This window comes from Variovorax flavidus, from assembly GCF_030317145.1.
Classification (GTDB): Bacteria; Pseudomonadota; Gammaproteobacteria; order Burkholderiales; family Burkholderiaceae_C; genus Variovorax; species Variovorax flavidus.
The window spans coordinates 649,767-674,441 of record NZ_JASZYE010000002.1 but is presented as its reverse complement, the minus strand read 5'-3'; the positions used below and the strand labels follow the sequence as shown (position 1 = coordinate 674,441).

The following is a 24,675-nucleotide window of genomic DNA, read 5'->3' as shown; positions in this document are numbered from 1 at the left end:
GCAAGTCGCCCGCTAGCCCTGCAGGAGCACCCCGGGGACCGTATCGGTGTTCCAGCCGAACCGGGCGCCCGACGCCTGTCCCAGCCACGGGCTGCCTGCGCGCTGATGCCCGACGAGGGCGGCCATGCCGGCATTCATCGCCGAGCTGCGGGTGGGCAGCGGGCCGCGCGAGTAGTCGACGACGGAGTGATCCTCGCCATGTTCGCCCAGGTAGACGATCGTCCAATAGAAATGCCCTGCGCTGGGTTGGTCAACGATCAGTTGCAGTTCCTTGTTCATCGCGGCCGCTCCTGGGTTATGCGAAGGTAGGGATTGAACCCTCCAGCGAGGCGAATGGAAAGTGACAAATTCACACTCGAACCAAACGTCACATCTTTTGACATTCGTACCATCTGGCGACCGGACGGCACAGAATCTGCAAGGCGTCTCACTCCCCAGCATGAAAGCGACCCGTCACTCATGGCCCTTGCTCGATCCCTTTTCGTGGCGCTCGGCGCCGCGCTCACCCTGATTCCGGTCGCCACCTCCCTGGCGCAGGACAGCTATCCGAGCCGCCCGGTCAAGGTCATCGTCGCGCTGCCGGCCGGCGGCAGCGTCGACATGGTGGCGCGGCTGGTCAGCCAGCAGCTGGCGGCCGACCTGGGCCAGCCCTTCGTGGTCGACAACAAGGCCGGCGCCTCCGGCCAGATCGGCACGCCGCTGGTGTCGCGGGCGGCGCCGGACGGCTACACGATCATGGTGTCGCCAGCCTCCTTCCTGACCACCAACCGGAGCATCTTCAAGACGCTGCCGTACAACGCGGAGACCGATTTCGCCCCGGTGACCAAGCTGGTCAACCAGGCGATGGTGCTGGTCGTGCGCGACAAGGCCCGCTTCGGCACCGTGGGCGACGTGCTGGCGGCGGCGAAGGCCAACCCCGGCAAGCTCACCTACGCTTCCTCGGGCGACGGGAGCCCGCAGCACCTGGCGGGGCTCATGTTCGAGAGCCGCACCGGCGCCCGGCTGATGCACATCCCGTACAAGGGCGGCGCGCCGGCGATCACCGACCTGATGGGCGGCGTCGTCGACATGGTGTTCGCGCCGCTGCCGGAGGCCCTGCCGCACATCAAGGCCGGCAAGCTGCATCCGGTGGGCGTGCTGAGCGACAAGCGATCGGCTTCGGCGCCGGACATCCCGACGCTGCGCGAAGGCGGCGTCAACAACGTGGTGCTGTCGGCATGGATCGGGTTGCTGGCACCGGCCAAGACCCCTCAGCCGATCCTGGACCGCCTCGACAAGTCCGTGAAGGCGCTGCTTCGGGGCGACGCCAAGGCCAGGCTGCTGGAGGTAGGGATGGAGCCGGCGACCGACGACGCCAAGCCTCTCGGGCAAGTCATCGCCGAGGAAACCCGCATCCATGCCGACCTGGTGAAAGCCGCCGGCCTGGTGCCTCAATAGCCTCGGCGCGCGTTCAGAGGCCCTGGGGGCCCAGCTTGTCGATGAGCACCTTCAGCGCTTCCATTTCGTCGGGCTTCAGGTCGGTCAGCGGTGCGCGGACGGGGCCCGCGTCGTGTCCGACGATCCTGGCGCCGGCCTTGACGATGCTCACCGCGTAGCCCTGCATGCGGTTGCGGATCTCCAGGTACGGCATGAAGAAGTCCTTCAGCAGCCGGTGCTGCGTCTTCAGGTCGTCGGCGGCGACCGCGCGATAGAAATCCATCGCGGTCCTGGGGATGAAGTTGAAGACGGCCGACGAGTACACCGGCGTGCCCATGGCCTTGTAGGCAGCGGCATAGACCTCGGCGGTCGGCAGGCCGCCCAGGTAGGCGAATCGATCGCCCATCTTCTGATAGACCGCCACCATGGCTTCGATGTCGCCGACGCCGTCCTTGAAGCCGACGAGGTTCGGGTTGCGATCGGCCAGGGCGGCCAGCGTGTCCGGCTTGAAGCGGGTGGCGCCGCCACGGTTGTAGACGACGACACCGAAGTCGACGCTCTTGCACACCGCATCGACGTGCGCTGCGAGACCTTCCTGGCCCGCCTCGGTCAGGTAGTGGGGCAACAGCAGGATGCCGTGCGCGCCGGCCTTCTCTGCCGCCTGTGCGCACTGGATGGCGAAGCGCGTCGGGCCACCCGCGCCCGCGATGATCGGCACCACGCCACGGCAGGTATCGACGGCCGTCTTGATGATCCCGGGATATTCGTCACCCGTCAGGGAGAAGAACTCGCCCGTGCCGCCGGCGGCGAACAGCGCCGTGGCGCCAAAGGGTGCCAGCCATTCCAGGCGCTTCTCGTAGCCCTTCTTGTGGAAGTCGCCGTTGCCGTCGAAGTCGGTCAGCGGAAACGAAAGCAGGCCGGAGCCCATGATGGTCTTGAGTTCTTGCGGATTCACGGGGAGTTCTCTCTGGACGGGGAAACGTGAGGGGTGGAACGGATGGCGGGCACGGGCGGCAACTCAGGTCACCGGGGCGGGATTGAACAGCACCAGCGCGTTGTGCAGCTTCCAGTGCTCGGCCCAGGTCTTCCTGCGGCCGCTCGCGACGTCGAGCATCAGCTGGAACATCTCCCAGCCCACGTCGGCGATGGTCTTCTCGCCAGTGGCGATCGTCCCGGCGTTGATGTCCATCAGGTCGTGCCAGCGGCGGGCCAGGTCGGCGCGCGTCGCGACCTTGATGACGGGCACTTCGGCCAGCCCGTACGGTGTGCCGCGGCCGGTGGTGAAAACGTGCAGGTTCATCCCCGCGGCGAGTTGAAGCGTGCCGCAGATGAAGTCCGATGCGGGCGTGGCTGCGTAGATCAGCCCCTTCTGCCGGACCTTCTCGCCCGGCGATATCACGCCCGAGATGGGCGACTTGCCCGACTTCACGATCGAGCCCATCGCCTTCTCCACGATGTTGGACAGCCCGCCCTTCTTGTTGCCGGGGGTGGTGTTGGCGCTGCGGTCGACCCGCCCCTTGTCCAGGTAGGCGTCGTACCAGGCCATCTCGCGGATCATCGCGTCGGCCACTTCGGGCGTGGTGGCGCGCGAGGTGAGCTGGTCGATGCCGTCGCGCACCTCGGTGACTTCCGAGAACATCACCGTCGCGCCGGCACGCACCAGCAGGTCGGTGCAGAAGCCGACCGCCGGATTGGCCGTGACGCCCGAGAAGGCATCGCTGCCGCCGCACTGCACGCCGACCACCAGCTCGCTGGCCGGCACGGTCTCGCGGCGCCGGGCGTTGAGGCGCTCCAGGTGCTCCTCGGCCTGCCGCATGATCGAATCGACCATCGACATGAAGCCCACGTGCGCGTCGTCCTGCAGGCACACGACATCGAGCTTGCTCTCCGCGCTGTCGCCGACATCGGCCACGTTGCGTTCGTCGATCAGCGGGATGGTGCCCGGGGGCATCAGGCGCTCGGGCTGGAGCTTCTCGCAGCCCAGGCTCACCACCATGACCTCGCCGCCGAAGTTGGGGTTGAGGCTGATGTTGCGCAGGGTGCGGATCGGGATGATGGCGTCCGGCGCGTCGATGGCGACGCCGCAGCCGTAGCCGTGTTCGAGCGCCACGACGTCATCGACGTGGGGGAATCTCGGCAGCAGCTCGGACTTGATGCGCTTCACGGCGAAGTCGGTGACGCCCGCCACGCATTGCACGGTCTGCGTGATCGCCAGGATGTTGCGGGTGCCCACCGAGCCATCCGGGTTGCGGTAGCCCTCGAAGGTGTAGCCCTCCAGCGCAGGCTGCGGCTCGGGCTTGACGGTGGCGATCGGCAGGCCGACGAGTTCGCGCGCCGCGGGCATCTTGAGCAAGCGCTCATGCACCCAGCTGCCGGCGGGAATCGCCTTGAGCGCATAGCCGATCACGACGTTGTAGCGGCGCACCTCCCCGCCTTCGGGGATGTCCACCAGCGCCACCTTGTGCGCCTGCGGGACCTTGTCCACCAGCGTCAGGCCCGAGGGGAACACGGTGCCCGCGGGCAGGCCGCCGTCGTTGGCCACGATCGCGACGTTGTCGCGTTCATCCATGCTGATGCACAGCGGCGGGAGGGGGAGCGTTTCAGCAATCATGGGTACTCCGGAGCGCCGGTTCAGGCGCGCTTGCCCACTTCGACTTCCTCGCGGGTCCAGGCCCTGGCCTGCTCGCTGAGGCTGAGGCCGAGGCCGGGCCGCGTCGGCACCAGCATCCGGCCGTTGCTGATTTCGAGGCGCTCGTTGAAGAGCGGCTCGAGCCAGTCGAAGTGCTCCACCCACGGCTCGGTCTGGTAGACGGCGCCGAGGTGCACGTGCAGTTCCATCGCGAAGTGCGGCCCCAGGCTCAGGCCCGCCTGTTCGGCCTGGGCCGCGATCTTCAGGAAGGGCGTGATGCCGCCGACGCGGGGCGCATCGGGCATCAGGTAGTCGGCGGCGCGGTGGCGGATCAGCTCGCCGTGCTCGGCCGCGCTGGTCAGCATCTCGCCGGTCGCGATCGGCGTATCGAACTGCGACGCGAGCGCGGCGTGTCCTTCGAAGTCGTAGGCATCCAGCGGCTCTTCGATCCAGATCAGGTTGAACTGCTCGAAGATGCGGCACATGCGCTGCGCGGTCGGGCGGTCCCACTGCTGGTTGGCATCGACCATGAGCGGCATGTCGTCGCCCAGGTGCTTGCGAACCGCCTCGACGCGGCCAATGTCGAGCGCGCGATCGGGCTGGCCGACCTTGAGCTTGATGCCGCCGATGCCGCGCTCGCGCGATGCCGCGGCATTGACCAGCAGTTGATCCAGCGGCGTGTGCAGGAAGCCGCCCGAGGTGTTGTAGCACTGGACCGAATCGCGCTGCGACCCGAGCAGCTTGGACAGTGAGAGGCCGGCACGCCGCGCCTTCAGGTCATAGAGCGCCACGTCGAAAGCGCCGATCGCCTGCACCGCCATGCCGCTGCGCCCCACCGACGCACCCGCCCAGCACAGCTTGGTCCACAGCTTGGAGATGTCGCTCGGGTCCTCGCCGATCAGCGCCGGGGCGATTTCCTTGGCGTGCGCGAACTGGCCCGGACCACCGGCCCGCTTGGAGTAGCTGAAGCCCAGGCCCCTGTGACCGTCGCGAGTCTCGATCTCGGCGAACAGCATCGCGATCTCGGTCATCGGCTTCTGGCGGCCGGTCAGCACCTTGGCATCGCTGATCGGATTGGCCAGCGGCAGGTAGCACGAAGAGACGCGGATCCAGGCGATGCTGTCGCTGGCGGAAGATGGAGTGGTGGCGGTCATGGTGGGTGGCTTTCAGGAGATTCGTGCAGTGCTCAGTCGATCGTGATCTTTCCGGTCTCGATCACGTTCTTCCAGCGCGCGTATTCCTTCTGCTGGAACTCGGCGAACTGCGCCGGCGTGTTGGCGACCATCTCGAAGCCGATCGAGGTGAACTGCTCCTTGACCTTCGGGTCGTTGAGGGCCTCGACGAAGGCCGCGTGCGCCTTTTCCTTCACGGCGGGCGACAGGCCCTTGGGCGCGACGATGGCCTGCCAGGAAGCGACCTCGACGTTCTTGACACCGGCCTCCGCCAGCGTCGGCACGTCAGGCAGCACGGGCGAGCGCTTCGGGCTGGTGACGGCGAGCGCGCGCATCTTGCCGCCCTTGATGTACTGCACGACCGAGTTGATGTTCTGGAAGGACGCGTTCACCTGGCCGCCCATCAGGTCCGTGTGCGCCGGCGAGCCGCCCTTGTAGGGCACGTGGATGCCCATGGTGCCGGTCTGCTGCCAGAACAGCTCGGCCGTCAGGTGGTCGCTGGAGCCATTGCCGGCCGAGGCGAAAGTCATCTTGCCGGGATTGGCCTTCTGGAACGCGATCACATCGGCCACGCTCTTGTGCGGCGAGTTCGCGGGCACCACCAGCACGTTCGGCGAGGCCACGGCCACCGTGATGAGATCGAAGTCCTTCAGCGCGTCGTACTGGAGGCCCTTGACCAGATGCGGAACGATGACGAGCGGACCGAGCGAGGTGACGAGGAAGGTTGCGCCATCGGGCGCCGCGCGCTTGACGAAGGTCGCACCGATGGTGCCGGTGGCCCCGGCCTTGTTGTCGACGAGGAAGGACTGCTTGAACTTGTCGGTGAGCCGCGGCGCGATGGCGCGCGCCACCTGGTCGGTCGAGCCGCCCGGCGGGAAGGGCACGACGAGGGTCACGGTCTTGTCGGGCCAGGTCTGTGCATTGGCAGCAAGGGCCGCGAGGCCGAGCGCGATCACGGTCAGGTATTTCTTCATGGGTTGTCTCTGGATGTGGATGGGGATGTCAGTCGAGCTTCAGTCCGGCCTTGGCGACGACGGCCGCCCAGCCCTTGCGCTCTTTCTCGAAGAAGCGGCCCATTTCGGCGGGCGGCATCGTGGAGATGTCGGCGCCCTGCGCGATCAGCTGCTCGCGCACGGCCGGCAGATGGATGATGCGAAGCAGCTCGGCCGACAGCCGCTCCAGCTGCGGAGCCGGCAGCCCGGCAGGCGCCATCACCCCTTGCCAGGTGCCCGACTCGAAGCCCTTGACGGTGTCGCCGATGGTCGGGACACCCGGGAGTTGCGCCATCGGCTTGGGCGATGAGACCGCGATCACCTTGAGCCGCTTGGACTGCACGAAAGGCAGCGTCGCCAGCATGCCGTTCATCAGCACTTCGGCCTGCCCCGCGATGGTGTCGTTGATGGCCTGCGAGCCGCCCTTGTAGGGGATGTACTCCCACTTGGCGCCGGTCTTCTCCTGGAGCTGGATGCCGGCCAGGTGCGGGGCGCTGGCCAGCGCGGTCACCGCAAAGGAGATGGGCTTCTTCTTCGAGAGCTCGACCAGTTCAGGCAGCGTGTTCGCCGGCACGGAGGGATGGACGACCAGCAGGTGCGGCGAGTAGGCCAGCATCGCCACCGGCTGCAGGTTCTTCGAGGGATCGAAGGGCAGCTGTGTGTACAGCGACGGGCTGATGGCCAGTGCGCGTACGTCGCACAGCAGGAGCGTGAGCCCGTTGGGGGCCGACTTGGCGACGAAGTCCGCGCCGATGTTGCCGTTGGCGCCCACCTTGTTGTCGACGACCACCGTCGCCTTGAGCGCCTCGGCGAGCGGCGTCGAGATGGCGCGGGCAATGATGTCGGAGGAGCCGCCCGCCGTGAACGGCACGATGATCTTGATCGTCTTGCCGGCAAACGCGTCGGCCGGGTCGGCCGCACGGCTCGGCGCCGAGACCCCGGCCGCCGCGACGGCCATGGCGCCCAGCGCGGCCAGTTGAAGAATTCGGCGACGGGGGAAGTGTGCGGTCTGCATGTTGACTCCAGTTGTAAATGGTAACGTTGTCATTTACGGCTTTGTTTTGGGGAGCCCGGCGTCATCGTCCGCCGTCTTCAAGTCCCTGTCGTGCTGCCGTTGCAGGATCTGGCGATGTGCGGCAAATGATATCGTTGTCATTTTTGACGGTCAATCGGCTTTTTGTCAGGGTTTTCCCGCGCAATGGCGTGCCGCGCTCTTCATGACATTCGCTTGCGTGCGCTCTCATTCGCCCGTCTCCTGCGCCCGTCCTGGCATCGACGTCCCGCTTCTGCTAACGTTGTCATATTCACCATCGTCCTCTCCCGAATGAATGCCGTATCTCCCTTCAAGGCGGCCACGCTCCATGACGTGGCCAAGGCCGCTGGCGTTTCGCTGATCACCGCATCGCGTGCGCTGAGCAACCCGGGCGTGGTTTCCAAGAAGACCATCGAGAAGGTGCAGGCGGCGGTCGACTCGACCGGCTATATCCCGAACCTGCTCGCCGGAGGCCTCAAGTCCAAGCGCAGCCTGATGGTGGGCGGCATCGTGCCGGCGCTCTCGGTGTCACAGTTCCTGCCAACCGTGCAGGCGCTGACGACCGAACTGGCATCGGCGGGCTATCAACTGATCCTCGGTCAGACCTCCTACGACGCGGAGCAGGAAGAATCGGTGCTCAACACGATGATCGGCCGGCAGCCCGATGGCATCGTCATGACCGGCCTGGTGCAGTCGCAGAAGGCCAGGGACCGGCTGCGCCGCTCCGGCATTCCGGTCGTCGAGACCTGGGACCTCAGCGATCGTCCGGTCGACATGCTGGTGGGCTTCTCCCACGTGAAGGTCGGTGGCGCGGTCGGGGGTTACTTCCTGAGCAAGGGATGGAAGCGCGTCGGCATCGCCACGGGTGACGATCATCGTGCTCGCATGCGGCGCGACGGGTTCCAGACCACGCTCGGCCGCGAGGTGCCGACGGCCTTCGTCCCGGCCCCCAGCAGCCTCGAACTGGGCCGGCGGGCTCTCGCCGAATTGCTGGAGAAGGACCCGCACCTCGAAGCCGTCTGCTGCAGTTCGGACCAGTTGGCGCAGGGCGTGATGGTGGAAGCGCTCGCACGCGGCCTGCGCGTTCCGCAGGATCTGGCGATCTGCGGATTCGGCAATGCGGATTTCGGAGCGCACACCGTCCCCTCGATCTCCACGGTGCACGTGGATGGCGCCGAGATCGGCCGCCTCGCCGCACGATTGATCGTTGCCCGCTGCCGGGGTGAATCCGTGGCGCAACCCGTCATCGACGTCGGGTTCCGCATGGTCGAGCGGCAGTCGTCCGCCAGCTAGGGCCGCGCGTGCCGCTGGGGTAGCTCGGAGGCACGCCGCCGCTCCCGCCCGTTCACCAGGTGGGTTCGCATCGCGGCGCGCGCCGCATCGACGTCCTGCTGCGCGATGGCGTCGAAGATGCTGCGATGCTCGTTCCGGGCATGGCTCGTCCATATCGCGCCCATGTCTTTGCCGGCGGCGGCTTGCAGGAACGACGTCGGCACGCAGGTGGGACCCAGCGCCTCCAGCACCGCCGCGAAATGCGGGCTGTGCGACGCGCGCGCAATCTCCAGGTGGAACTGGAAATCGGGCACCGCCGTGTCCATGCCCTGCTCCATCGCGACGTTGAACGCATGGAGAGCGGCTTGCATCGCATCGAGGTCGTCGGACACGCGGCGCTGCGCTGCCAGCGCGGCCGCCTCGGTCTCCAGGCCGATGCGCAACTCGATCAGCGCCAGCGCCTGGGCCAGGCTGTCGTCCGGACTGCTCTCGACCTGGAATGGCTTGGCCCGCGTGGCGCCCACCACGAAGGTGCCGATGCCCTGCCGCGTCTGCACCATGCCGGCGGCCTGCAATTTCGACAGCGCCTCCCTGACCACGGTGCGGCTGACGCCGAACTCTTCCATGATCGCGGCCTCGGTCGGCAACCTGTCGCCCGCCCGCAGCGGGCCGATTCGCATCCGCTTGCTCAACTCGTCGACGACCCCTGCGCTCAGTCTTTCCGACCGGGGCCGTCCAATGGGTTCAGTGGGTTGCATGAATAGGCTCAGGGGCTCGTCCTCGAACACGACGAGGCATGCGATCTCAGGATGATAACGTTGTCATATCGTATCGAGATCGCGGCGGATTGGCTACCGGGGCCTGCCCCGGCCGATACCCGCCTCCGCTATCGCCCCTGCCGCGCCGCTTCGATCGCGGCGATGTCGATCTTTCCCATGTTCATCATCGCCTCGAACACGCGCTTGGCCACCGCGCGATCGGGGTCGGCGATCGCCGCCGTGAGGACGCGCGGGGTGATCTGCCATGACAGCCCCCACCGGTCCTTGCACCAGCCGCAGGCGCTTTCCTCGCCGCCATTGCCGACGATCGCATTCCACAGGCGGTCGGTTTCGGCCTGGTCATCGGTCGCGATCTGGAAGGAGAAGGACTCGTTGTGCTTGAAACGCGGCCCGCCGTTCAGCCCGATGCAGGGAATGCCGGCGACGGTGAACTCGACCACCAGGACATCGCCCTCCTGCCCGTCGGGATAGTCGCCCGGTGCGCGCTGGACGGCGCCGACGGCGCTGTCGGGGAATGTCTTCGCATAGAAGTTCGCGGCTTCAAGGGCGGCGCCGTCGTACCACAGGCAGATCGTGTTCTTGCTGGTCATTGCGTGTATCTCCGGTCGGGTTGTGCGTCTGGCTCAGTGCGCTTCCGACAACGCGTCGGAAAGCTGGCGCAATAGCGACGCCCCATCGCCCTGCCATGCGCTGCCGTGCATGCATGCGAGCGTGCGGGGTTCCTGCTGCGCAAGCCCGGCCAGCAAAGCGGCCGTGCGGGGTGCATGCGCGTAGTAATCCATCTGGTGCCGGAACGCTTCGCTCGGGCCCAGGATGTCCGCATCGGTCAGCGCCCTCTCGCCGTTGCCCGGCTGCGTGAAGAGGTCGCCGCAGAAGAATGTGCGCGTGCGCGTGTCCATCATCAGCCCGCATTCCCAGCCGTGCGGAAGATGGGGTGTGTCGAACCAGCGCATCGTGTGGTGGCCGAGCGAAAGCTCCTCGCCGTCCGCAAGCGCCCTGGGCGGCCGGTCGGCCAGATCGCCCATCGAGACCATGGCCGCGACGCTGCTGCACACGGGCACCGCCTGCGGCGCTGCCGCCAGGAACAGGTTGATGGCGCCGCACTCGTCGGCCTCGACATGCGAGAACGCAACGTAGCGCAGGCGCTCGAGGGGCATCACGCTCGCGATGGCCTCGCTCACCAGCGGAAAGAGCTGGCGCAGCCCCGAGTGGAACAGCAGCGGCTCGTCGTCCACCACGAGATACTGGTTGAAGCTGAACAGGTTGCCGTCGGGCAGCGGCACCGGCGTATTGATGCGGAATATGCCCGTCGCGATTTCCTGCACGTTGGTGCCCGACTGCGAATTCGTGACCATGCGCCTCTCCTTTGCGTGGCGGAGCGACGACCGGATGGGTCGCCAGGGCGTGACGGTACTCCCGATTCAGGGCGGCGTGAATGTCCCGCGCGGCGCGGGCCAGCGAAAAGTCAGCCTGAAGCCGGCACCAGGACCGTCGGCACCGCAGATGCGGCGAGCGTCGGATGGTCGCGACTGAAATGCAGTCCGCGGCTCTCGTGGCGCGACTGCGCCGACCGCACGATCAGCGCTGCGACTTGCACGAGGTTGCGCAGTTCGAGCAGGTCCGGCGTGATGCGGAACTGCCCGTAGAACTCGTCGATCTCGCTGCCCAGCAGTGCGATGCGGTGCGCCGCACGCTCCAGGCGCTTGTCGGTGCGCACGATGCCCACGTAGTCCCACATGAAGCGCCGAAGCTCGTCCCAGTTGTGCGAGAGGACCACGATCTCGTCGGCGTCGGTGACGCGGCTCGGGTCCCACGGCGGCAGGTCGGCCAACGGGCGTGCCGGTGCGGCGCGGATGGCTTCTGCCGCGGCGCGTGCGAACACCATGCACTCGACCAGCGAGTTGCTGGCCAGGCGATTGGCACCATGGAGGCCGGTGCAGGCGGTCTCGCCGATGGCGTAGAGGCCCGCGAGGTCGGTGCGGCCGCTCAGGTCGGTGACCACGCCGCCGCAGGTGTAGTGCGCGGCGGGCACCACCGGGATGGGTTCGCGCGTGATGTCGATGCCCAGCTCGGCGCAGCGCGCCAGGATGTTCGGGAAGTGCTCCTGGAGGAACGCCGGCGGCTGGTGCGAGATGTCGAGGTACACACAGTCCAGCCCGTGCTTCTTCATCTCGAAATCGATGGCGCGGGCCACCACGTCGCGCGGCGCCAGTTCGGCGCGCTCGTCATGGGCGGGCATGAAGCGGGTGCCGCCAGCCGATGCGGGGAGCTTGAGCTGGCCGCCCTCTCCGCGCACGGCTTCGCTGATCAGGAAGGACTTGGCGAAGGGGTGATAGAGACAGGTCGGATGGAACTGGATGAACTCCATGTTCGAGACGCGGCAGCCTGCGCGCCATGCCGCCGCGATGCCATCGCCCGTGGCCGTGTCGGGGTTGGTCGTGTAGAGGTAGACCTTGCCCGCACCACCCGTCGCCAGGATGACGTGCGGCGCCCGGAAGGTGCGCACCTCGTCCGTCGCGATGTCCAGCGCGTACAGGCCCTGGCATCCCGCGTCGGGCAGGCCCAGCCTTGCGCCGGTGATCAGGTCGACCAGCGCGTGGCCTTCGAACAGCGTGATGTTGGGCGTGCGTCGCACCGCGTCGATGAGACAGCGCTGCACGGCCGCGCCGGTGGCATCGGTGACGTGCGCCACGCGGCGCTGGCTGTGGCCGCCTTCGCGCGTCAGGTGCAGCGCGCCGTCTTCCTCCGAGAAGGGCACGCCCAGCGCGCGCAGCCACGCGATGGCCTCGGGCGCACGCTCCACCACGAGGCGCGTGGCGGCCAGATCGCAAAAGCCGGCGCCGGCGACCAGCGTGTCATCGACGTGCGACTGGATGGAATCGGTTTCGCTGAGCACCGCGGCAATGCCGCCCTGGGCCCACTGGCTTGCGCCATCGCTCAGTGCGCGCTTGGTGAGCACGGCCACGCGGTGCGTGTCGGCCAGGTGCATCGCGGCGCTGAGACCGGCCAGGCCGCTGCCAACAATGAGGACGTCGAAATCGTGGGAAGTCATTGGAAAGAGCGGCGGACTGTAGCATCGCCAAAACGGACGACGCCGTTTGGTTTCACGGGCTCGCGCGAACTTGCTGACAAGGAGTGCATCGGATGACGCTGATCCAATTCAGGGCCAGGCTGTGGAGGGATGCGGCCCTCTCGATCCTCGTGTTGCTGGCGCCGATGGCGGCACTGGCCCAATGGCGAACTCCCACGCCACAGGAGCAGGCGCTGGATGCGACGGCCTTCCAGGGCATCGAGCAAGTCATTGCCGAGAGCCTTCCGGACGTGCAGAGCGTCTTCGTCGCCTTGCGCGGCCGCGTGGCCTTCCAGTACTTCCGCGATGGCGCACCGGACGGCCTGAGGGATGTCCAGTCCGTCGCCAAGAGCGCCGCATCGACATTGATCGGGGTCGCGTTGCGACAGGGGCGCATCGCCAGCCTGGACCAGCCCGTGGTGGAGTTGGTGCCCGAACTGGCGCCGCTGAACGCGGACCCGCGGTCGCGGGACATCACGCTGCGGCACCTGCTGACGATGACGGCCGGCTTCCAGGTCAACGACCCTTCCGGAACGGCCGCCGCCGGCCGGGCCAGCGACGGCTGGGCGCGGCCCATGACAAGCGCGCCTGGACAGACATTCGCGTACGACAACACGGCCCCGGTCATCCTGGTGGAGGTCCTCCGAAAGGTGACCGGAATGCCTCTGGCCGACTACGCCCGGGAGCAGTTGGTCGTGCCCCTCGGAATGCACGAGCCGTCGTATCAGCGCGGCTTGCGCATGCGCACCGAAGACATGGCGAAGCTCGGACAGCTGTTCCTTCAGAACGGCGCGTGGGGCGACAGGCAACTGATCGCGCCTTCCTTCGTCGCCGAAGCCACCACCGTCCGGAATGCCGGCGGGCCGCCGGGGACGCTGCCCTACGGCTTCATGTGGTGGATCGTGCCGTCCAAGGCGCAAAGGCTGACATTCATGGCCAGCGGATACAGCGGCCAGTACGTGTGGGTCTACCCGGGCCTGGACATGGTGGTCGCGACCACCTCCACCGTGTCCGCGGAGGCGCACCGCCGAGGCCAGGCCCTGCAACTGATTCGAACCCGGCTCTTCGCGGCTGCGCAGAAGCGCTCATCCGCCGGCGACCGTTGATCGAAGACCGGGTGGGGAGCGATCGGGAGCGTCACGCGGTGATCTCGACCCGGTTGCCATCCGGGTCGAGGACGACGCTCTCGTAGTAGCCGTCTCCGGTTCTCCGGGGGCCGTCGAGCACCGGGTACCCGTCGTCCTTCAAGCGCCGCGTGAGTTCGTCGACGAGCGCCTCCGAGCCCAGCGACACCGCGAAATGCGTCAGGCCCATGCGCTGGGCGCCCGGCTCGATGGCGACAGGATTCAGTGAAGTGGTCTTCATGGCTTCGATCCGCGCGCCATCCCCGAAGCTCAGGAAGCAGGACTCGAAGCCTTTGGACGCGTTGATGTAGCCGCTGCCGGCCACGGCGCCGAAGTACCGCACGTAGAACTGCTTGAAGCGTTCAAGGTCGTCGGTCCAAAGGGCAATGTGCTCGATGCGCATCGGGGTGCTGTTCATTCGGTTGAGGGGAGCCCGATTCTGTCGGGAATTTCCTAGAACGCAGAGCGGCCCATCCCTAACCTTCAAAGCCCCGCCACAGCCCGTCCAGGGCACCCGGCACCAGCCCCATTTGCAAGGAAAGACCATGATGAACCCGGCCTCCACCACCGGCACGGCACTCGCCGCGCCCCCTGCCCGCTTCGACATCTACGCGCAAGTCCACAAGGGCTTGCGCGCCTGCATGGCCGCCTCGCTCGTCGAGACGGGCCGCATGGACTCCAGCGACGACCCGTCGGTCAAATGCATGCTCGACAACCTCGACCAATTGCTCGACTGGTGCGCCGGCCACCTGCAGAAGGAGAACCAGTTCGTGCATCCCGCCATCGAGGCGCGCAACCCCGCCGCCTGCTCGCGGATGGCCGAAGAGCATGCGCACCATGAAGCATCCATCGCGCAGCTGCGTGAATCCATCGATCGACTGAGCCGGGCCGGCGGCGCGGCGCGTGAAGCCGCGGCGACCCGGCTCTACCGGCAGTTGGCCGTGTTCGTCGCCGACAACCTGGCGCACATGGAGACAGAGGAATCCGTGAACAACGCGATCCTGTGGGCGGGCTACGCCGACGTCGAACTGGCCGAACTGGCCGAACTGCACGCGGCCATCGTCGCTGCGACCTCGCCCTCGCAACTGGCCGTGGATGTGCGCTGGATCACGCCGCACCTGAGGCCGTCGGAACTCGCGGCGCTGATGCGCGGCCTGCAGGCGTCGATGCCGCCGGACGTGTTCGCGAGCGTTGCCGCGATGGTGGGTGCGCATCTCCCGCCGCAGCGGCAACGCCGGCTGGCGGCCGAACTCGGCCTGCCTGTGCCTGCACCGCAGGCCGAGCCGCTGGCGATCGTCCAGCGCTTCATCGACGCGGCCTTTGTCCGCTTCGACGCCAGAGCGGCGGCGCAGTGCGTGACGCCGGATTTCGTCGCGCATCCATGGGCGGCCTTCGGGCTGCCGCCAGGACCGGCAGCGCTGGAGGTGGTGGTCCCGTGGTTCGGCAATGCCTTCGACGAAGCGAGCGCCGAGTTGGCCGACCCCCTCATCGACGGAGACCGTGTGGCGCTGCGCTATACGTATGCCGCGCGCCATGTCGGTGACCTTTTCGGCATTGCGGCGACCGGACGGCGCTTTCGCATCGAAGGCATCTGCATCGTCCGCCTGGCCGGCGGGCGCGTCGCCGAATACTGGCGCGAGGAAGACATGCTCGGGCTGCAGCGCCAACTCGGCGTGCCGACGCTGTTGCCAGCGGAGGCCACGACTGCCTAAGATCCGCCACCCGCTGCGCCATGACCACGCCCACTCCACAGCCCGTACCGTTGATGGAGGCCTACAAGCCTTCGCCTGCGCTCGCGTCCTGCGTCACCGACCTGTGGGTGTGGGAGATTCCGTCCGAGCTGGCGCGTTCGGAGGGCGGCGCGTTGACGCTGCTGCCCGACGGGCATCCCACGATGTGCTTCGTGTACGGCCACCCGCTCACGGCCTCCGACGGGCGACAGGCCTTCACGACGCGCAGCGCGGTGTGCGGGTTTCAAGCCCGGCCCGTGCAGGTCTCCTGCGATGGCTATGCGGCCGGCATCACCGTCCGCTTCAGGCCCTGGAGCCTTGCACGCTTCTTTCCGCCTTCGCTCGAAGAGGCGGCCGAGCGTCGCGTCGACTGCCGCGACGTCTTTGCACGCGGCGAGATCGAAGACCTCGAATCACAACTGTCCGAACTCGCGACCCCGTTGGCGCGGGTCAGGCAGGTGGAGCGCTTCCTGCTGGCGCAGTTGCGGGCACGGGAGGCCGACCGGCTCGTCGAGCGAACCGTGATGCACCTGTGCGACCGCAGGGACGACATGAGCATCGCGCAGATGGCGCGCGAGTTCGGCGCCACCGAGCGCACGCTGGAGCGCCGCTTCCGCCGCGCGATCGGCGTGCCGCCCAAGCTCTTTGCGCGGGTGATGCGCCTGCAGGCCGCGCTCACGGCGCCGGAGCCGCCGGATCGCTGGTCCGACTTCGCGCTCGAATGCGGCTACTACGACCAGTCCCACCTGAATCGCGAGGCGAAGGCGATCTTCGGCACATCGCCGCCCAGCATGCTGAAAGCGCCGGAGAGCCAACTCGCGCAGGGCTTCCAGAACCTGGCGCGCGAAACGGCCTTGTCCACGCGGATATTCCGCTAGCGCGGAGCCGCCCCCAAGCACACGCCCATGCAGGAGTTGCAATGAAACTGATGCCATCGTTGTCCGCACTCACTCGGAAAACGCCAGCAGCCGCGACGGGCGCGCACGCCATCGGCACCGTCGCATTGGGCTCCATCGCGGTGGGCGCCGTCGCCGTCGGTGCCTTGGCGATCGGTGCCTTGTCCATCGGCCGGCTCCTGATTGGCCGGGTTCGAATCCGACGGCTGCTGATTGACGAACTTGTCGTTCGCCGCATTCATGTGACAGAGCAGCTCATGACGCCGTCGACGTCAGATCCCGCCAGTGCCATCGATGAGTCGAAGCCAGCGGCCGTGACGCCGTTCGTCGAGGAGGCCGCGGCGTCGAAGCCGTAGGCGCGCCACGTGACAAAGATCGAAATGCACCCTACGCTGTTTGAAGTGCATCGACACCTCAACGTCCTATCCAGAACACCCAATGACCCATAGCCGACGCAAAAGCACCACTCACATCATTCTGTTGGGCGCGACGCTCGCCGCTGCGCTCACTGCGCAAGACGCGCTGGCCCAGGCACGACTGGAACAAGCCGCAGATGACAGCTGGCGCTTTTCGGCGGGGCTCGGGGTCTTCAGCCGCCCCAGGTATCCGGGCAGCAGCGACACCCAGGTCGTGGCGGTGCCGCTCGTCACCGCCAACTACGGACGCTATTTCATCGGGGGCACGCCGGGGGCTGGCTTTCCATTCGGTGTGGGCTTCAACATCATCCAGGACGACACCTGGCGCTTCGGAGTGGCCTTGGGTGGGGAACTGACCAAGCCGCGGAAGGCGTCCGATGCGCCGATCCTCTTTGGCTGGGGCGATATTCCCGAGACGGCCCTTGGGAGCGTGTTCGCTACCTACACTCACGAATGGCTGACCGTCCGGGGCTTCCTCGTTTCCGACATAGGGGGCAACGATCAAGGCACCCGAATCGCCGTCGACGTCGAGGGAAAGTACGTGGTCAACGAAAGGCTCGTTCTGACCGCGGGACCCGGCGTCACCTGGGCCAACGGCAGGTACACCCAGACCTTCTATGGAATCAACGCGCAGCAAAGCCTGATTGCCGGAGTTCCCCCGTACCAGGCGGGAAGCGGCGTCAACACGGTCCGCTTCTCCGTCGGCGCCCAATATCAATTGAATGCCCAGTGGGGCATTGGCGCGAACGTCGCCGTCGCCTGGCTGCAAGGCGACGCCGAGCGCAGTCCGATCACGGAAGACAAGACTCAAACCACCTACGGCGTCTTCGCTTCGTACCGATTCTGACGACGGCGTTGCGCAGTTCCAATGACCCCCACCATCACCGCCTTTGCACGGTCGCCCGATCGCGGCAGGGGATTGGCGCGGGACATGCGCGTTCGCTGGGCCCTCGAAGAAGTGGGCCAACCCTACGACGTCCGTCTCGTTTCGTTCGCCGAGATGAAGGCGCCTGCGCATCTTGCGCGCCATCCTTTCGGGCAGATCCCGACCTATGAAGAAGGCGACCTTGTGCTGTTCGAGTCAGGCGCCATCGTGTTGCATGTCGCCGAGACCCGCCCTGGCTTGCTGCCGGACGATGCGAAAGCCCGGGCCTGCGCGATCACGTGGATGTTCTCGGCGCTGAATACCGTGGAGCCACCCATCATCGATCGCGAAATGGCCAAGCTGACCGAGCGCGACAAGAGCTGGCACACGGAGCGCTTGCCGATCCTCGAGGATCGCGTGCGTGTGCGGCTGGGCGAGCTTTCCGGTCGGCTCGGCAACGCCGACTGGCTCGACGCTGCGTTCAGCGCTGGCGACCTGCTGATGGTGAGCGTGCTGCGTCGGTTGGGTGGATCGAGTCTGCTGGAGGAGTTTCCGAACCTCCGCGCCTATGTCGCCCGCGGCGAAGCGCGACCGGCTTACCAGCGTGCTTTCAACGATCAGCTGGCGGTTTTCACTGCGAGCCAGCCAGGCGCCTGACAGCATCTGGTGCCTCGACGACTGAGTTCGGCCACAACCGGCCCCTGAACCAGCGGGCTACTTCGGGAGCGGTCCTTCGCGTAATCAGCTTCGACGCTCAGATCCGCGGGTGCGAGCGAGTCGAGGAAAAAGCTGGATCGCATTTCCCTTCGCAATTGCCTCGTGCTCGGACTTCGTCAAGCCGGTGAGCGTGCGAAAGCTCTCGACATTGGCTTCGATGCCTGCCGCGGGGGTGAACGGGAAATCGCTGCCAAACAGGATGTGGGTCATCGATGTCAGCCGCCGCAGCCGCTCAATTGCAGCATCGCTCGCTGATCCAGCCAAGTCGTAATAGAGCGAAGCGAGCACACGGTTGACCTCCGCTGCACCGCCGGCTGGCCGCTGGTTCAGGAATGGCAGTGACGAGAACGCTGCGATTCGCTCGGCCACCGCGGTCAGCGCGCCGCCCGCGTGCGGAATGATCATGCGGATGTCCGGGTAGCGGGTGAGTGTGCCGGCAAAGATCAGGTCGGTGACAGTGCGCGCAGTGTCCATCGGGAATTCAAGGATGGGCGCGGGCCTTCCCAGTCCCACACTTTCCAGGCATGGGGGCGATGTCGGATGCAGGAACACGGTGGCGCGCCGCCGGTTGAGGTCCGCAAAGATCGGATCCAGCCGCGCATCGCCTAGATAGACCCCATGAACATTCGTTTCCATGACGACGCCGTCAAGACGAAGCACCTCCAGTGCGTATCCGATTTCATCCAGCGAGGCCTGAACGTCCGGCAGCGGCAAAGTTGCGAAGCCGCCAAACCGGTTGGGTTTGTTTTTCACCAAGGCGGCCGCGAACTCGTTGACCTCGCGTGCCAGCCGCCGACGCGCCACAGGATCCTTCAGGAATCCAACCGTCGGGGAGGAGACCGACAACATCGACGCCTCGATGCCATGCCGATCCATGTGCGCGAGTGCCTTTTCTTCGGACCACTGCGGCACGGGGAAGCCTCCGTCAAGCGTCACCAGCCCTTCGTCAGCCAGGGCCTGCGCATACGTCGGAGGCAAGTAGTGCGAATGCGCGTCAATGAGCCCGCATCCGCAGCGGCTTCCTGTTGGGCTGGTGCGATCGCGGCCGGCGGCGACGACAGCCGGCGGCATGGGATCCGATGGGCTCAACTCGCTGGCTGCGACAGAAGCGCCGCAGCCCGCTGCACCACCCATACCTAGCGCTGCGGAAGATGCGATCCTGCCAAGCGCCGTACGTCGCGACAGGTTCTCCGAGTCGTGGTTCATGGCTTCACCGGCGATGTCCATGGTGTCGGGGCCGGTACGGTACAAGGTCCGGTGGCCTCGGTACTTCCGAAATCGGCGGGGCCGACGACCTCGAGGTATTCCATGTCAGGGGAATAGTCGAACAGGAAATGGCGGATGCCCGGTGCCTGATGAACGCAGTCCCCCGCTTCCACCAGCGTGTTGCGATCCTCGTACATGAAGCGTGCCCAACCCTTCAACATGTACACGATGTGGAACTGTGCTTCGTGAACGTGCCATCCGGTGCCCTTCTCTGGCTCTTCATTGGCACGCACCAACTGTGCGACGACGCGCCCTCCGGTCGCGTGGGCGACGCCCAGGTCACGATACGTGAAGAAGTCGCGCAACCCTCCGGAGACGAATGACGTGTCGGTGGGCTTGACATGAGAAAAGCGTGTGGAAAGGTCGGTCATGTTCATGCTTGCAAGGTGCTCAGGGTGGGGAAAGACATCAACGGCGCCGAGCGGGCGCAGTCTCCTTGAGGAACAGAGCAACCACCAATCCGACCACGAGCGCTATCGCGGCGAGATGCATGATGTATTGGATGCCGTAGTGGTGGGCCACATAGCCGGCGATCACAGGTGCTATGCCTCCACCAAAAATCTCGCCGGTGCCAATCACGATGCCCGAGGCTGTCGACATGAGCGTGGCCGGTACCGATTCGGCGCTGATCGGCCCCACGGTCAGGCAGATCATGCTGAAGATGAAGAAGAGCGTGGCCGCCAGACTCGTGAAGAGTGCGAATGGCTCGGGCCCGGCATGCATGAGGAAGTACAGGCCGATGCCGGCACCGACGACCGAGATGATCATCACTGGCTTCCGGCCGAGTCGATCGGACAAGGCCGGCATCACCAACGTGCCGAGCGTGCCGCCGAAGCCGATGGCTGAAAGCACATAGCCCATCTGTTCGAGCGTCAGGTGCAGGTAGTCGATCAGGTAGCTGGGCAGCAGTGCACTGAGCACCACGAGGTTGGTCAACCAGCACAGCATGCCGATCATGTTGAGCGGGATGTTGCGGTACTTGAAGACGTCGCTCCACGGATGGGTTGCCGCATCCTGGGTCGCGGTATGCGCTGCGGCAGACTTCGGATCGGGATCGCGGAGTCCGCGGTGCAGCAGGTATGCAACAACGAGGCCCGGAATCGAAACCATCGCGAAGATCCAGTGCCACTCCACGACCTTCAGGAGCTGCGTGACCAGGATCGGCGCGATGCCCAGGCCGAACAGTGGCAAGGCCGCCTGCTGAATCCCCACGTTCATCCCTTGGCGGCTCGGCTTGGAAGCGTCGATGGTCGCCACGATGCTGGCCGGCGTGTAGGCGCCTTCGGCCACACCCATCAGCGCGCGGATGATCATCAGACTCCCGACGCCGGTCGCGAGCCCGCTGAGCCCTGCCAGCAACGAGAAAACGATGATCGCAGGAATGATCACCTTGCGATGCCCGAGACGGTCGGAGAGGTTGCCCATGAAGAGCGCGGCGACGCCCCAGGCGATGGCGAGCACGCCGGTGATCTGGCCGAGATCCTGGTAGTCGAGGTTCAGCTCCTTCGAGATCACCGGGAACAGCGGCAGGATCATGAAGCGGTCGATGCCGACCAGACCGAAACCGAGGCACAACAGGGTGACGGTCTTCCATTCGTAGCCCGAGCTCCTCCGCGAGGCCGGGCGGCTCAGGGGTTGCGCGGCGATGTTTGCATGCATGGCTTGTCTCCTTCGGTGTGAGGGCGGACGTCGTTTCAGGCGTGAACGGCAAGCGGCTCGACGGCTTGCGTGGATTGCCGCGTCGGCACGCCACCCAGCCGCACGCCGTGACGCTGCAGGTCCGCGGCGAGGTCGTCGACCAGCGTGTTGACTTCTTGGGCGTTGTCGACGGCGCCGTACAGGTAGAAGTCCGGCCGCACGAGCATGGTGTCGATGCCGTGCTGCGTCATGTAGGGGATGAACTTGTCGTCCAGGTCGACCAGGACTCCCTCACTCGCTTCGGGACCGCGCGCCACGAGTTGCACGCGCTTCGCTCCGAGCTTGTCGAGAAAGGCACGCTGCGTTTCGCCGAGCGCCGCCTCGGCTGCGTTGCTGCGCGATACCAACAGGAAGCCCAACCCGGCCACATCGTCGAAGCGCCCCTCGCGATCACCGGTCGAGACCCTGCCGTGCGGGCTGAGCAATCCGGCGGGCGCCTGCACCGCGCCGTCGGCGCCTCGGCGAAGGATGCCGTCGGTCAGGCTCGGGAAGGCTGGCGGCGGCGGCGCCTCGCCGCCGAAGAAGGCCTGATCGCGCGCTGCGGCCTTGGCGGCGTCTGGGATGCAGATGATCTTGCCGAGGTACATCGACAGGTCGATGACATCGCTCACATGGGGGCGACGCTCGGGCTGGTAGGTGTCGAGCAGGCGGTCGTCGGCCTTGCCGTCGAGCACCAGGTTCAGCTTCCATGCCAGGTTCCAGTCGTCGCGCAGTCCGGCACACATGCCCTGACCCATGAAGGGAGGCATGACGTGCGCCGCATCGCCGGCGATCAGCATCCGCCCCTTGCGCCAGGTGTTGGCAAGCAGCGAGCGGAAGGTGTAGACCTTGTGCCGCACGATCGTCGCCTGATCCGGCTTGACCCACGGTGCAAGCAGGTCCCAGGCGACATGCTCGTGTTCGAGTTCCTCGCGCGTCTCGTGCGGCAGGCGCATGAACTCCCAGCGCCGGAAGTAGCGGCCGTCCTTTACGCCAGCGGGCACGATCGTCGTCGGACGCGCCGGGTTGCACCATTGCGCAGCGGGTGGAATGTCGAGCGTTACGCCTTCGTTGGGGAGCACGTCGATCACGAGCCAGTCGGCCTCGAATCCACGGTCTTCCTGGGTCGACCCGATCGCCTGCCGCACCAGGCTGTTCGCGCCATCGGCGCCGATCAGGTACTTGGCACGCACGGTGCGGCGTTCATCCGTCTCGAAGTCGCGCACCACCAGCTCGACATAGTCCGGCGTCTGGGTCGCTTCAATGGCTTCCCAGCCAAGGTTGAGCTCGACGTTCGGACAGGCTTGCACGACGTCCTCGAACATCTTCTCCAGCGTCGGCTGGTGCACGAAGTTGACCTCTGGTCCGCCGGAGATCGACTCCGACTCCCAATCGATGGCCAGGAGTTCCTTCCAGTCGGCGTTGAACCAGCGGTACATCGGCCCCTTGTGGCTGACGGCGGGCAGGTCCTTGCTCATGCCCAGGGCGGACAGCACGCGATACAACTCGTGGTCGATGCACACGGCGCGAGGCAATGCGAAGCGGACTTTCCAGCGCTCGAACACGGCCACGCTGCGCCCCTGGCGCGCCAACGCAAGGGCCATGATTTCGCTGACCGGGCCGTAGCCGATCTGGACAACGTCGTAGAGGGGAATCTGTGCGGTCATGATGTGCTCCTGGTTTGTGCGGTCGCTGGACTGGCTGGTCAGCGGTTCGCGAGTTCGTGGTTGAAGATGAAGTCCTCGGGCAACGCCGGGCCCCAGACATAGAGGGAGTCCTCACCCGGGTGGTCCGCCGAAGGCCACTCGTTGTCGGGTGCAACGAAATCGATGTCGTAGGAGTACTCGGCGTAACTGCCCCACGGGTCTCGCACATAGCGGAAGTAGTTGGAGCCCAGCACATGTCGCCCGATGCCCCAGCCTTGCGGATAGCCGGCTTGCGCCATCTGCTGCGTGCCGATGCCGACGGCATCGATCGACGGCACGCACCAGCTGCTGTGGTGCAAGCCCAGGCCGTCGGACTTCGCCAGCGCGATGAGGTGGTGGTCGCTACCGTGCGGGCTGTGCAGAAAGGCGATCACGGAGCCTGACTTGTCCGACAGCCGCAGGCCCAGCACGTCCTCATAGAACCGGCGAGCACCATCCACGTCAGCGCTGAACAGCAGGATGTGGGAGAGATAGAGAGGTCGCGTCAGCTGCGCCTTGCTGCGGCTTGGGGAGCGACCCGCGTTTGCGCTCTCCGGAGGGATGTCCCTTGGGGATGGCTGCGAGGGCGAGCTCTTGGCAGCGATGCGCAGTTGCACCGGAAGCCCGTCCGGCCCCTGAATCCAGATGCCCTCCTTGCCTGCGTTCGCAGGCGGAGCGATGCGTTCGATCCCTTGCTCCGCCAGGCGGCGCTCGAAGCGAGGAAGGTCGTCTGCATGGATGCCGAGGCTGAGCCAGAGCAAGCGCTTGGCCTGACCCCGGACGACGCGGGCCCAGCGATGCGGGTGGCCGAAGGTATGGAGTGCAAGTTCTTCGCCCTCCTCTCGCACGTCCAGGCCGAAGCTCGAGTAGAAGTGCCGCGCCTCTTGCAGGTCCGGCACGCTGAAGACGAATTCGTCGACTGAGTGCACGGCCAGCAACGGTTCGCGCTTGCCTTGGTTCAGAGTCATCGTTATCTCCATGTGATCGGGCAAAGCTCCGCCCGTGACCGTGCGGAGCACGGCCTTGGTTCTCGTCGGGATACGGCCGACCCGGGTGGGTCAGATCACTTGCTGGCGCTGGGTGCCGAGTGGACCGGCACTGAGGGTCATGACATCGCCGCGCCGCAGGAAAACAGGATTCGGCTTGACGCCAAGTCCGACGCCTTCAGGCGTGCCGGTGATCACCACGTCGCCCGGCAGGAGGGTCATGAACTGGCTGAGGTAGGAGACGATCTCCGCGACCGGGAAGATCATGTCGGACGTGTTGCTGCGCTGACGGGTCTCGCCGTTGACTGCCAGTTCGAGCGGGATCTTCTGCGGGTCCGGCAGTTCGTCGCTGGTGACGAGCCATGGGCCAATCGGGCCGAAACCGTCGAAGCTCTTTCCCTTGCCCCATTGGCCGTTGCGCTTGATCTGCCAGTCACGCTCTGAAACGTCGTTGGCCAGGCAGTAGCCGGCCACATGCGAAAGAGCGTCGGCGACCGGGACCTTCTTCGCCTGGGTGCCGATCACGAACCCGAGTTCGATCTCCCAATCACCCGCTTCCGAGCCTTCCGGCAACTCCACGTCGTCGTTGGGTCCAGCCAGTGAGGTGAGCGCCTTGGTAAAGACAACCGGCTCCTTGGGAATCTCCAGGCCGGATTCAGCTGCGTGCTTTCGGTAGTTGAGTCCGATCGCGACGAATTGCCTCGTGCCGGCGACCGGAGCGCCGAGGCGGGTGCCGGCGGGGACCAGCGGCATGCGGCTCAGGTTGATCGCCTTCAAAGCTTCGAGCTTCGCGGGCGACATCCAATCGGGCGTGAAGTCAGGAACGAGGAGCGAGAGGTCTCGCACTTGACCGTCAGCGTCCAGTGCTCCGGGTTTTTCTGCCCCGATGGGGCCGTGGCGTAGCAGCTTCATGGTGTTTGCCTTCCGTGTTGATTTAGACTGTTTGTCTA

25 protein-coding genes are annotated in these 24,675 nt (G+C 66.2%); 8 read left to right on the top strand and 17 right to left on the bottom strand.

The genetic code is table 11. The features are described 5' to 3' along the window. Positions 1 to 12: 12 nt before the first annotated feature. Positions 13 to 279, bottom strand: a complete 267-nt coding sequence (locus QTH90_RS13880) for a hypothetical protein (protein WP_286665127.1) — start codon at positions 277 to 279, stop codon at positions 13 to 15. 180 nt (positions 280 to 459) lie between these two features. On the opposite strand from QTH90_RS13880, the gene QTH90_RS13875 reads away from it, so the two are divergent. After that, a complete protein-coding gene (locus QTH90_RS13875) occupies positions 460 to 1,437 on the top strand; it encodes a Bug family tripartite tricarboxylate transporter substrate binding protein (protein ID WP_286665126.1) in 978 nt (325 codons plus the stop codon). Between the two features lie 13 nt (positions 1,438 to 1,450). Here the strand turns inward: QTH90_RS13875 and kdgD are convergent, their stop codons facing one another. The 5 genes from kdgD to QTH90_RS13850 form a co-directional block, all read right to left on the bottom strand. Beyond that, a complete protein-coding gene (gene kdgD, locus QTH90_RS13870; protein WP_286665125.1) occupies positions 1,451 to 2,371 on the bottom strand; it encodes a 5-dehydro-4-deoxyglucarate dehydratase in 921 nt (306 codons plus the stop codon). 63 nt (positions 2,372 to 2,434) lie between these two features. Next, positions 2,435 to 4,027, bottom strand: coding sequence for a galactarate dehydratase (garD, locus tag QTH90_RS13865; protein ID WP_286665124.1), 1,593 nt, complete (start codon positions 4,025 to 4,027; stop codon positions 2,435 to 2,437). Between the two features lie 20 nt (positions 4,028 to 4,047). Then, positions 4,048 to 5,199 carry an L-talarate/galactarate dehydratase gene (locus tag QTH90_RS13860; RefSeq protein ID WP_286665123.1) on the bottom strand — a complete coding sequence of 384 codons (1,152 nt, stop codon included), beginning with the start codon at positions 5,197 to 5,199 and terminating at the stop codon, positions 4,048 to 4,050. Positions 5,200 to 5,231: 32 nt separating this feature from the next. Continuing rightward, positions 5,232 to 6,191, bottom strand: a complete 960-nt coding sequence (locus QTH90_RS13855; protein WP_286665122.1) for a Bug family tripartite tricarboxylate transporter substrate binding protein — start codon at positions 6,189 to 6,191, stop codon at positions 5,232 to 5,234. A gap of 28 nt (positions 6,192 to 6,219) precedes the next feature. Then, positions 6,220 to 7,224 carry a Bug family tripartite tricarboxylate transporter substrate binding protein gene (locus QTH90_RS13850; protein WP_286665121.1) on the bottom strand — a complete coding sequence of 335 codons (1,005 nt, stop codon included), beginning with the start codon at positions 7,222 to 7,224 and terminating at the stop codon, positions 6,220 to 6,222. Positions 7,225 to 7,533: 309 nt separating this feature from the next. On the opposite strand from QTH90_RS13850, the gene QTH90_RS13845 reads away from it, so the two are divergent. After that, positions 7,534 to 8,535, top strand: a complete 1,002-nt coding sequence (locus QTH90_RS13845; RefSeq protein ID WP_286665120.1) for a LacI family DNA-binding transcriptional regulator — start codon at positions 7,534 to 7,536, stop codon at positions 8,533 to 8,535. Here QTH90_RS13845 and QTH90_RS13840 read toward each other — a convergent pair. The 4 genes from QTH90_RS13840 to nadB form a co-directional block, all read right to left on the bottom strand. After that, complete coding sequence (locus QTH90_RS13840; RefSeq protein ID WP_286665119.1) at positions 8,532 to 9,272, bottom strand: FadR/GntR family transcriptional regulator; 741 nt, start codon at positions 9,270 to 9,272, stop codon at positions 8,532 to 8,534. The genes QTH90_RS13845 and QTH90_RS13840 overlap by 4 nt on opposite strands. Before the next feature lie 128 nt (positions 9,273 to 9,400). Continuing rightward, complete coding sequence (locus QTH90_RS13835; protein ID WP_286665118.1) at positions 9,401 to 9,883, bottom strand: VOC family protein; 483 nt, start codon at positions 9,881 to 9,883, stop codon at positions 9,401 to 9,403. A gap of 33 nt (positions 9,884 to 9,916) precedes the next feature. Beyond that, entirely contained in the window at positions 9,917 to 10,648 is a 732-nt protein-coding gene (locus QTH90_RS13830) for an oxygen-binding di-iron domain-containing protein (RefSeq protein ID WP_286665117.1), read from the bottom strand. Positions 10,649 to 10,758: 110 nt separating this feature from the next. Further along, on the bottom strand, positions 10,759 to 12,345 hold the full coding sequence (nadB, locus tag QTH90_RS13825; protein ID WP_286665116.1) for an L-aspartate oxidase: 1,587 nt from the start codon (positions 12,343 to 12,345) through the stop codon (positions 10,759 to 10,761). Between the two features lie 92 nt (positions 12,346 to 12,437). Between nadB and QTH90_RS13820 the strand changes: the two genes are divergently transcribed. Then, entirely contained in the window at positions 12,438 to 13,469 is a 1,032-nt protein-coding gene (locus QTH90_RS13820) for a serine hydrolase domain-containing protein (RefSeq protein WP_286665115.1), read from the top strand. A 31-nt stretch (positions 13,470 to 13,500) separates the two neighbouring features. Here QTH90_RS13820 and QTH90_RS13815 read toward each other — a convergent pair whose 3' ends face one another. After that, positions 13,501 to 13,905 carry a VOC family protein gene (locus tag QTH90_RS13815; RefSeq protein ID WP_286665114.1) on the bottom strand — a complete coding sequence of 135 codons (405 nt, stop codon included), beginning with the start codon at positions 13,903 to 13,905 and terminating at the stop codon, positions 13,501 to 13,503. 127 nt (positions 13,906 to 14,032) lie between these two features. On the opposite strand from QTH90_RS13815, the gene QTH90_RS13810 reads away from it, so the two are divergent. From QTH90_RS13810 to QTH90_RS13790, 5 genes are all read left to right on the top strand, one after another. Next, entirely contained in the window at positions 14,033 to 15,199 is a 1,167-nt protein-coding gene (locus QTH90_RS13810) for an ester cyclase (RefSeq protein ID WP_286665113.1), read from the top strand. Between the two features lie 20 nt (positions 15,200 to 15,219). Next, positions 15,220 to 16,095 (top strand): helix-turn-helix domain-containing protein, encoded by an 876-nt coding sequence (locus tag QTH90_RS13805; protein ID WP_286665112.1) that lies wholly within the window; start codon positions 15,220 to 15,222, stop codon positions 16,093 to 16,095. 41 nt (positions 16,096 to 16,136) lie between these two features. After that, the gene (locus QTH90_RS13800; protein WP_286665111.1) at positions 16,137 to 16,469 is read left to right on the top strand and encodes a hypothetical protein; all 333 of its coding nucleotides are present in this window, start codon (positions 16,137 to 16,139) and stop codon (positions 16,467 to 16,469) included. A gap of 82 nt (positions 16,470 to 16,551) precedes the next feature. Continuing rightward, positions 16,552 to 17,376, top strand: a complete 825-nt coding sequence (locus QTH90_RS13795) for a MipA/OmpV family protein (protein ID WP_286665110.1) — start codon at positions 16,552 to 16,554, stop codon at positions 17,374 to 17,376. Positions 17,377 to 17,397: 21 nt separating this feature from the next. Next, positions 17,398 to 18,051, top strand: a complete 654-nt coding sequence (locus QTH90_RS13790; RefSeq protein ID WP_286665109.1) for a glutathione S-transferase family protein — start codon at positions 17,398 to 17,400, stop codon at positions 18,049 to 18,051. Positions 18,052 to 18,135: 84 nt separating this feature from the next. Here the strand turns inward: QTH90_RS13790 and QTH90_RS13785 are convergent, their stop codons facing one another. The 6 genes from QTH90_RS13785 to QTH90_RS13760 all read right to left on the bottom strand — a co-directional run bounded on the left by QTH90_RS13785 (position 18,136) and on the right by QTH90_RS13760 (position 24,637). Beyond that, positions 18,136 to 19,338, bottom strand: coding sequence for an amidohydrolase family protein (locus tag QTH90_RS13785; protein WP_286665108.1), 1,203 nt, complete (start codon positions 19,336 to 19,338; stop codon positions 18,136 to 18,138). Then, positions 19,314 to 19,754 carry a cupin domain-containing protein gene (locus tag QTH90_RS13780; RefSeq protein ID WP_286665107.1) on the bottom strand — a complete coding sequence of 147 codons (441 nt, stop codon included), beginning with the start codon at positions 19,752 to 19,754 and terminating at the stop codon, positions 19,314 to 19,316. The genes QTH90_RS13785 and QTH90_RS13780 overlap by 25 nt, the downstream gene beginning before the upstream one ends. A 31-nt stretch (positions 19,755 to 19,785) precedes the next feature. After that, positions 19,786 to 21,036: an MFS transporter gene (locus tag QTH90_RS13775; RefSeq protein WP_286665106.1), complete on the bottom strand. Its 1,251-nt coding sequence runs from the start codon at positions 21,034 to 21,036 to the stop codon at positions 19,786 to 19,788. Positions 21,037 to 21,071: 35 nt separating this feature from the next. After that, positions 21,072 to 22,721, bottom strand: coding sequence for a bifunctional 3-(3-hydroxy-phenyl)propionate/3-hydroxycinnamic acid hydroxylase MhpA (mhpA, locus tag QTH90_RS13770; protein WP_286665105.1), 1,650 nt, complete (start codon positions 22,719 to 22,721; stop codon positions 21,072 to 21,074). A gap of 38 nt (positions 22,722 to 22,759) precedes the next feature. Beyond that, on the bottom strand, positions 22,760 to 23,707 hold the full coding sequence (locus tag QTH90_RS13765) for a VOC family protein (RefSeq protein ID WP_286665104.1): 948 nt from the start codon (positions 23,705 to 23,707) through the stop codon (positions 22,760 to 22,762). Between the two features lie 90 nt (positions 23,708 to 23,797). Then, entirely contained in the window at positions 23,798 to 24,637 is an 840-nt protein-coding gene (locus QTH90_RS13760) for a fumarylacetoacetate hydrolase family protein (protein WP_286665103.1), read from the bottom strand. Positions 24,638 to 24,675: the final 38 nt, after the last annotated feature.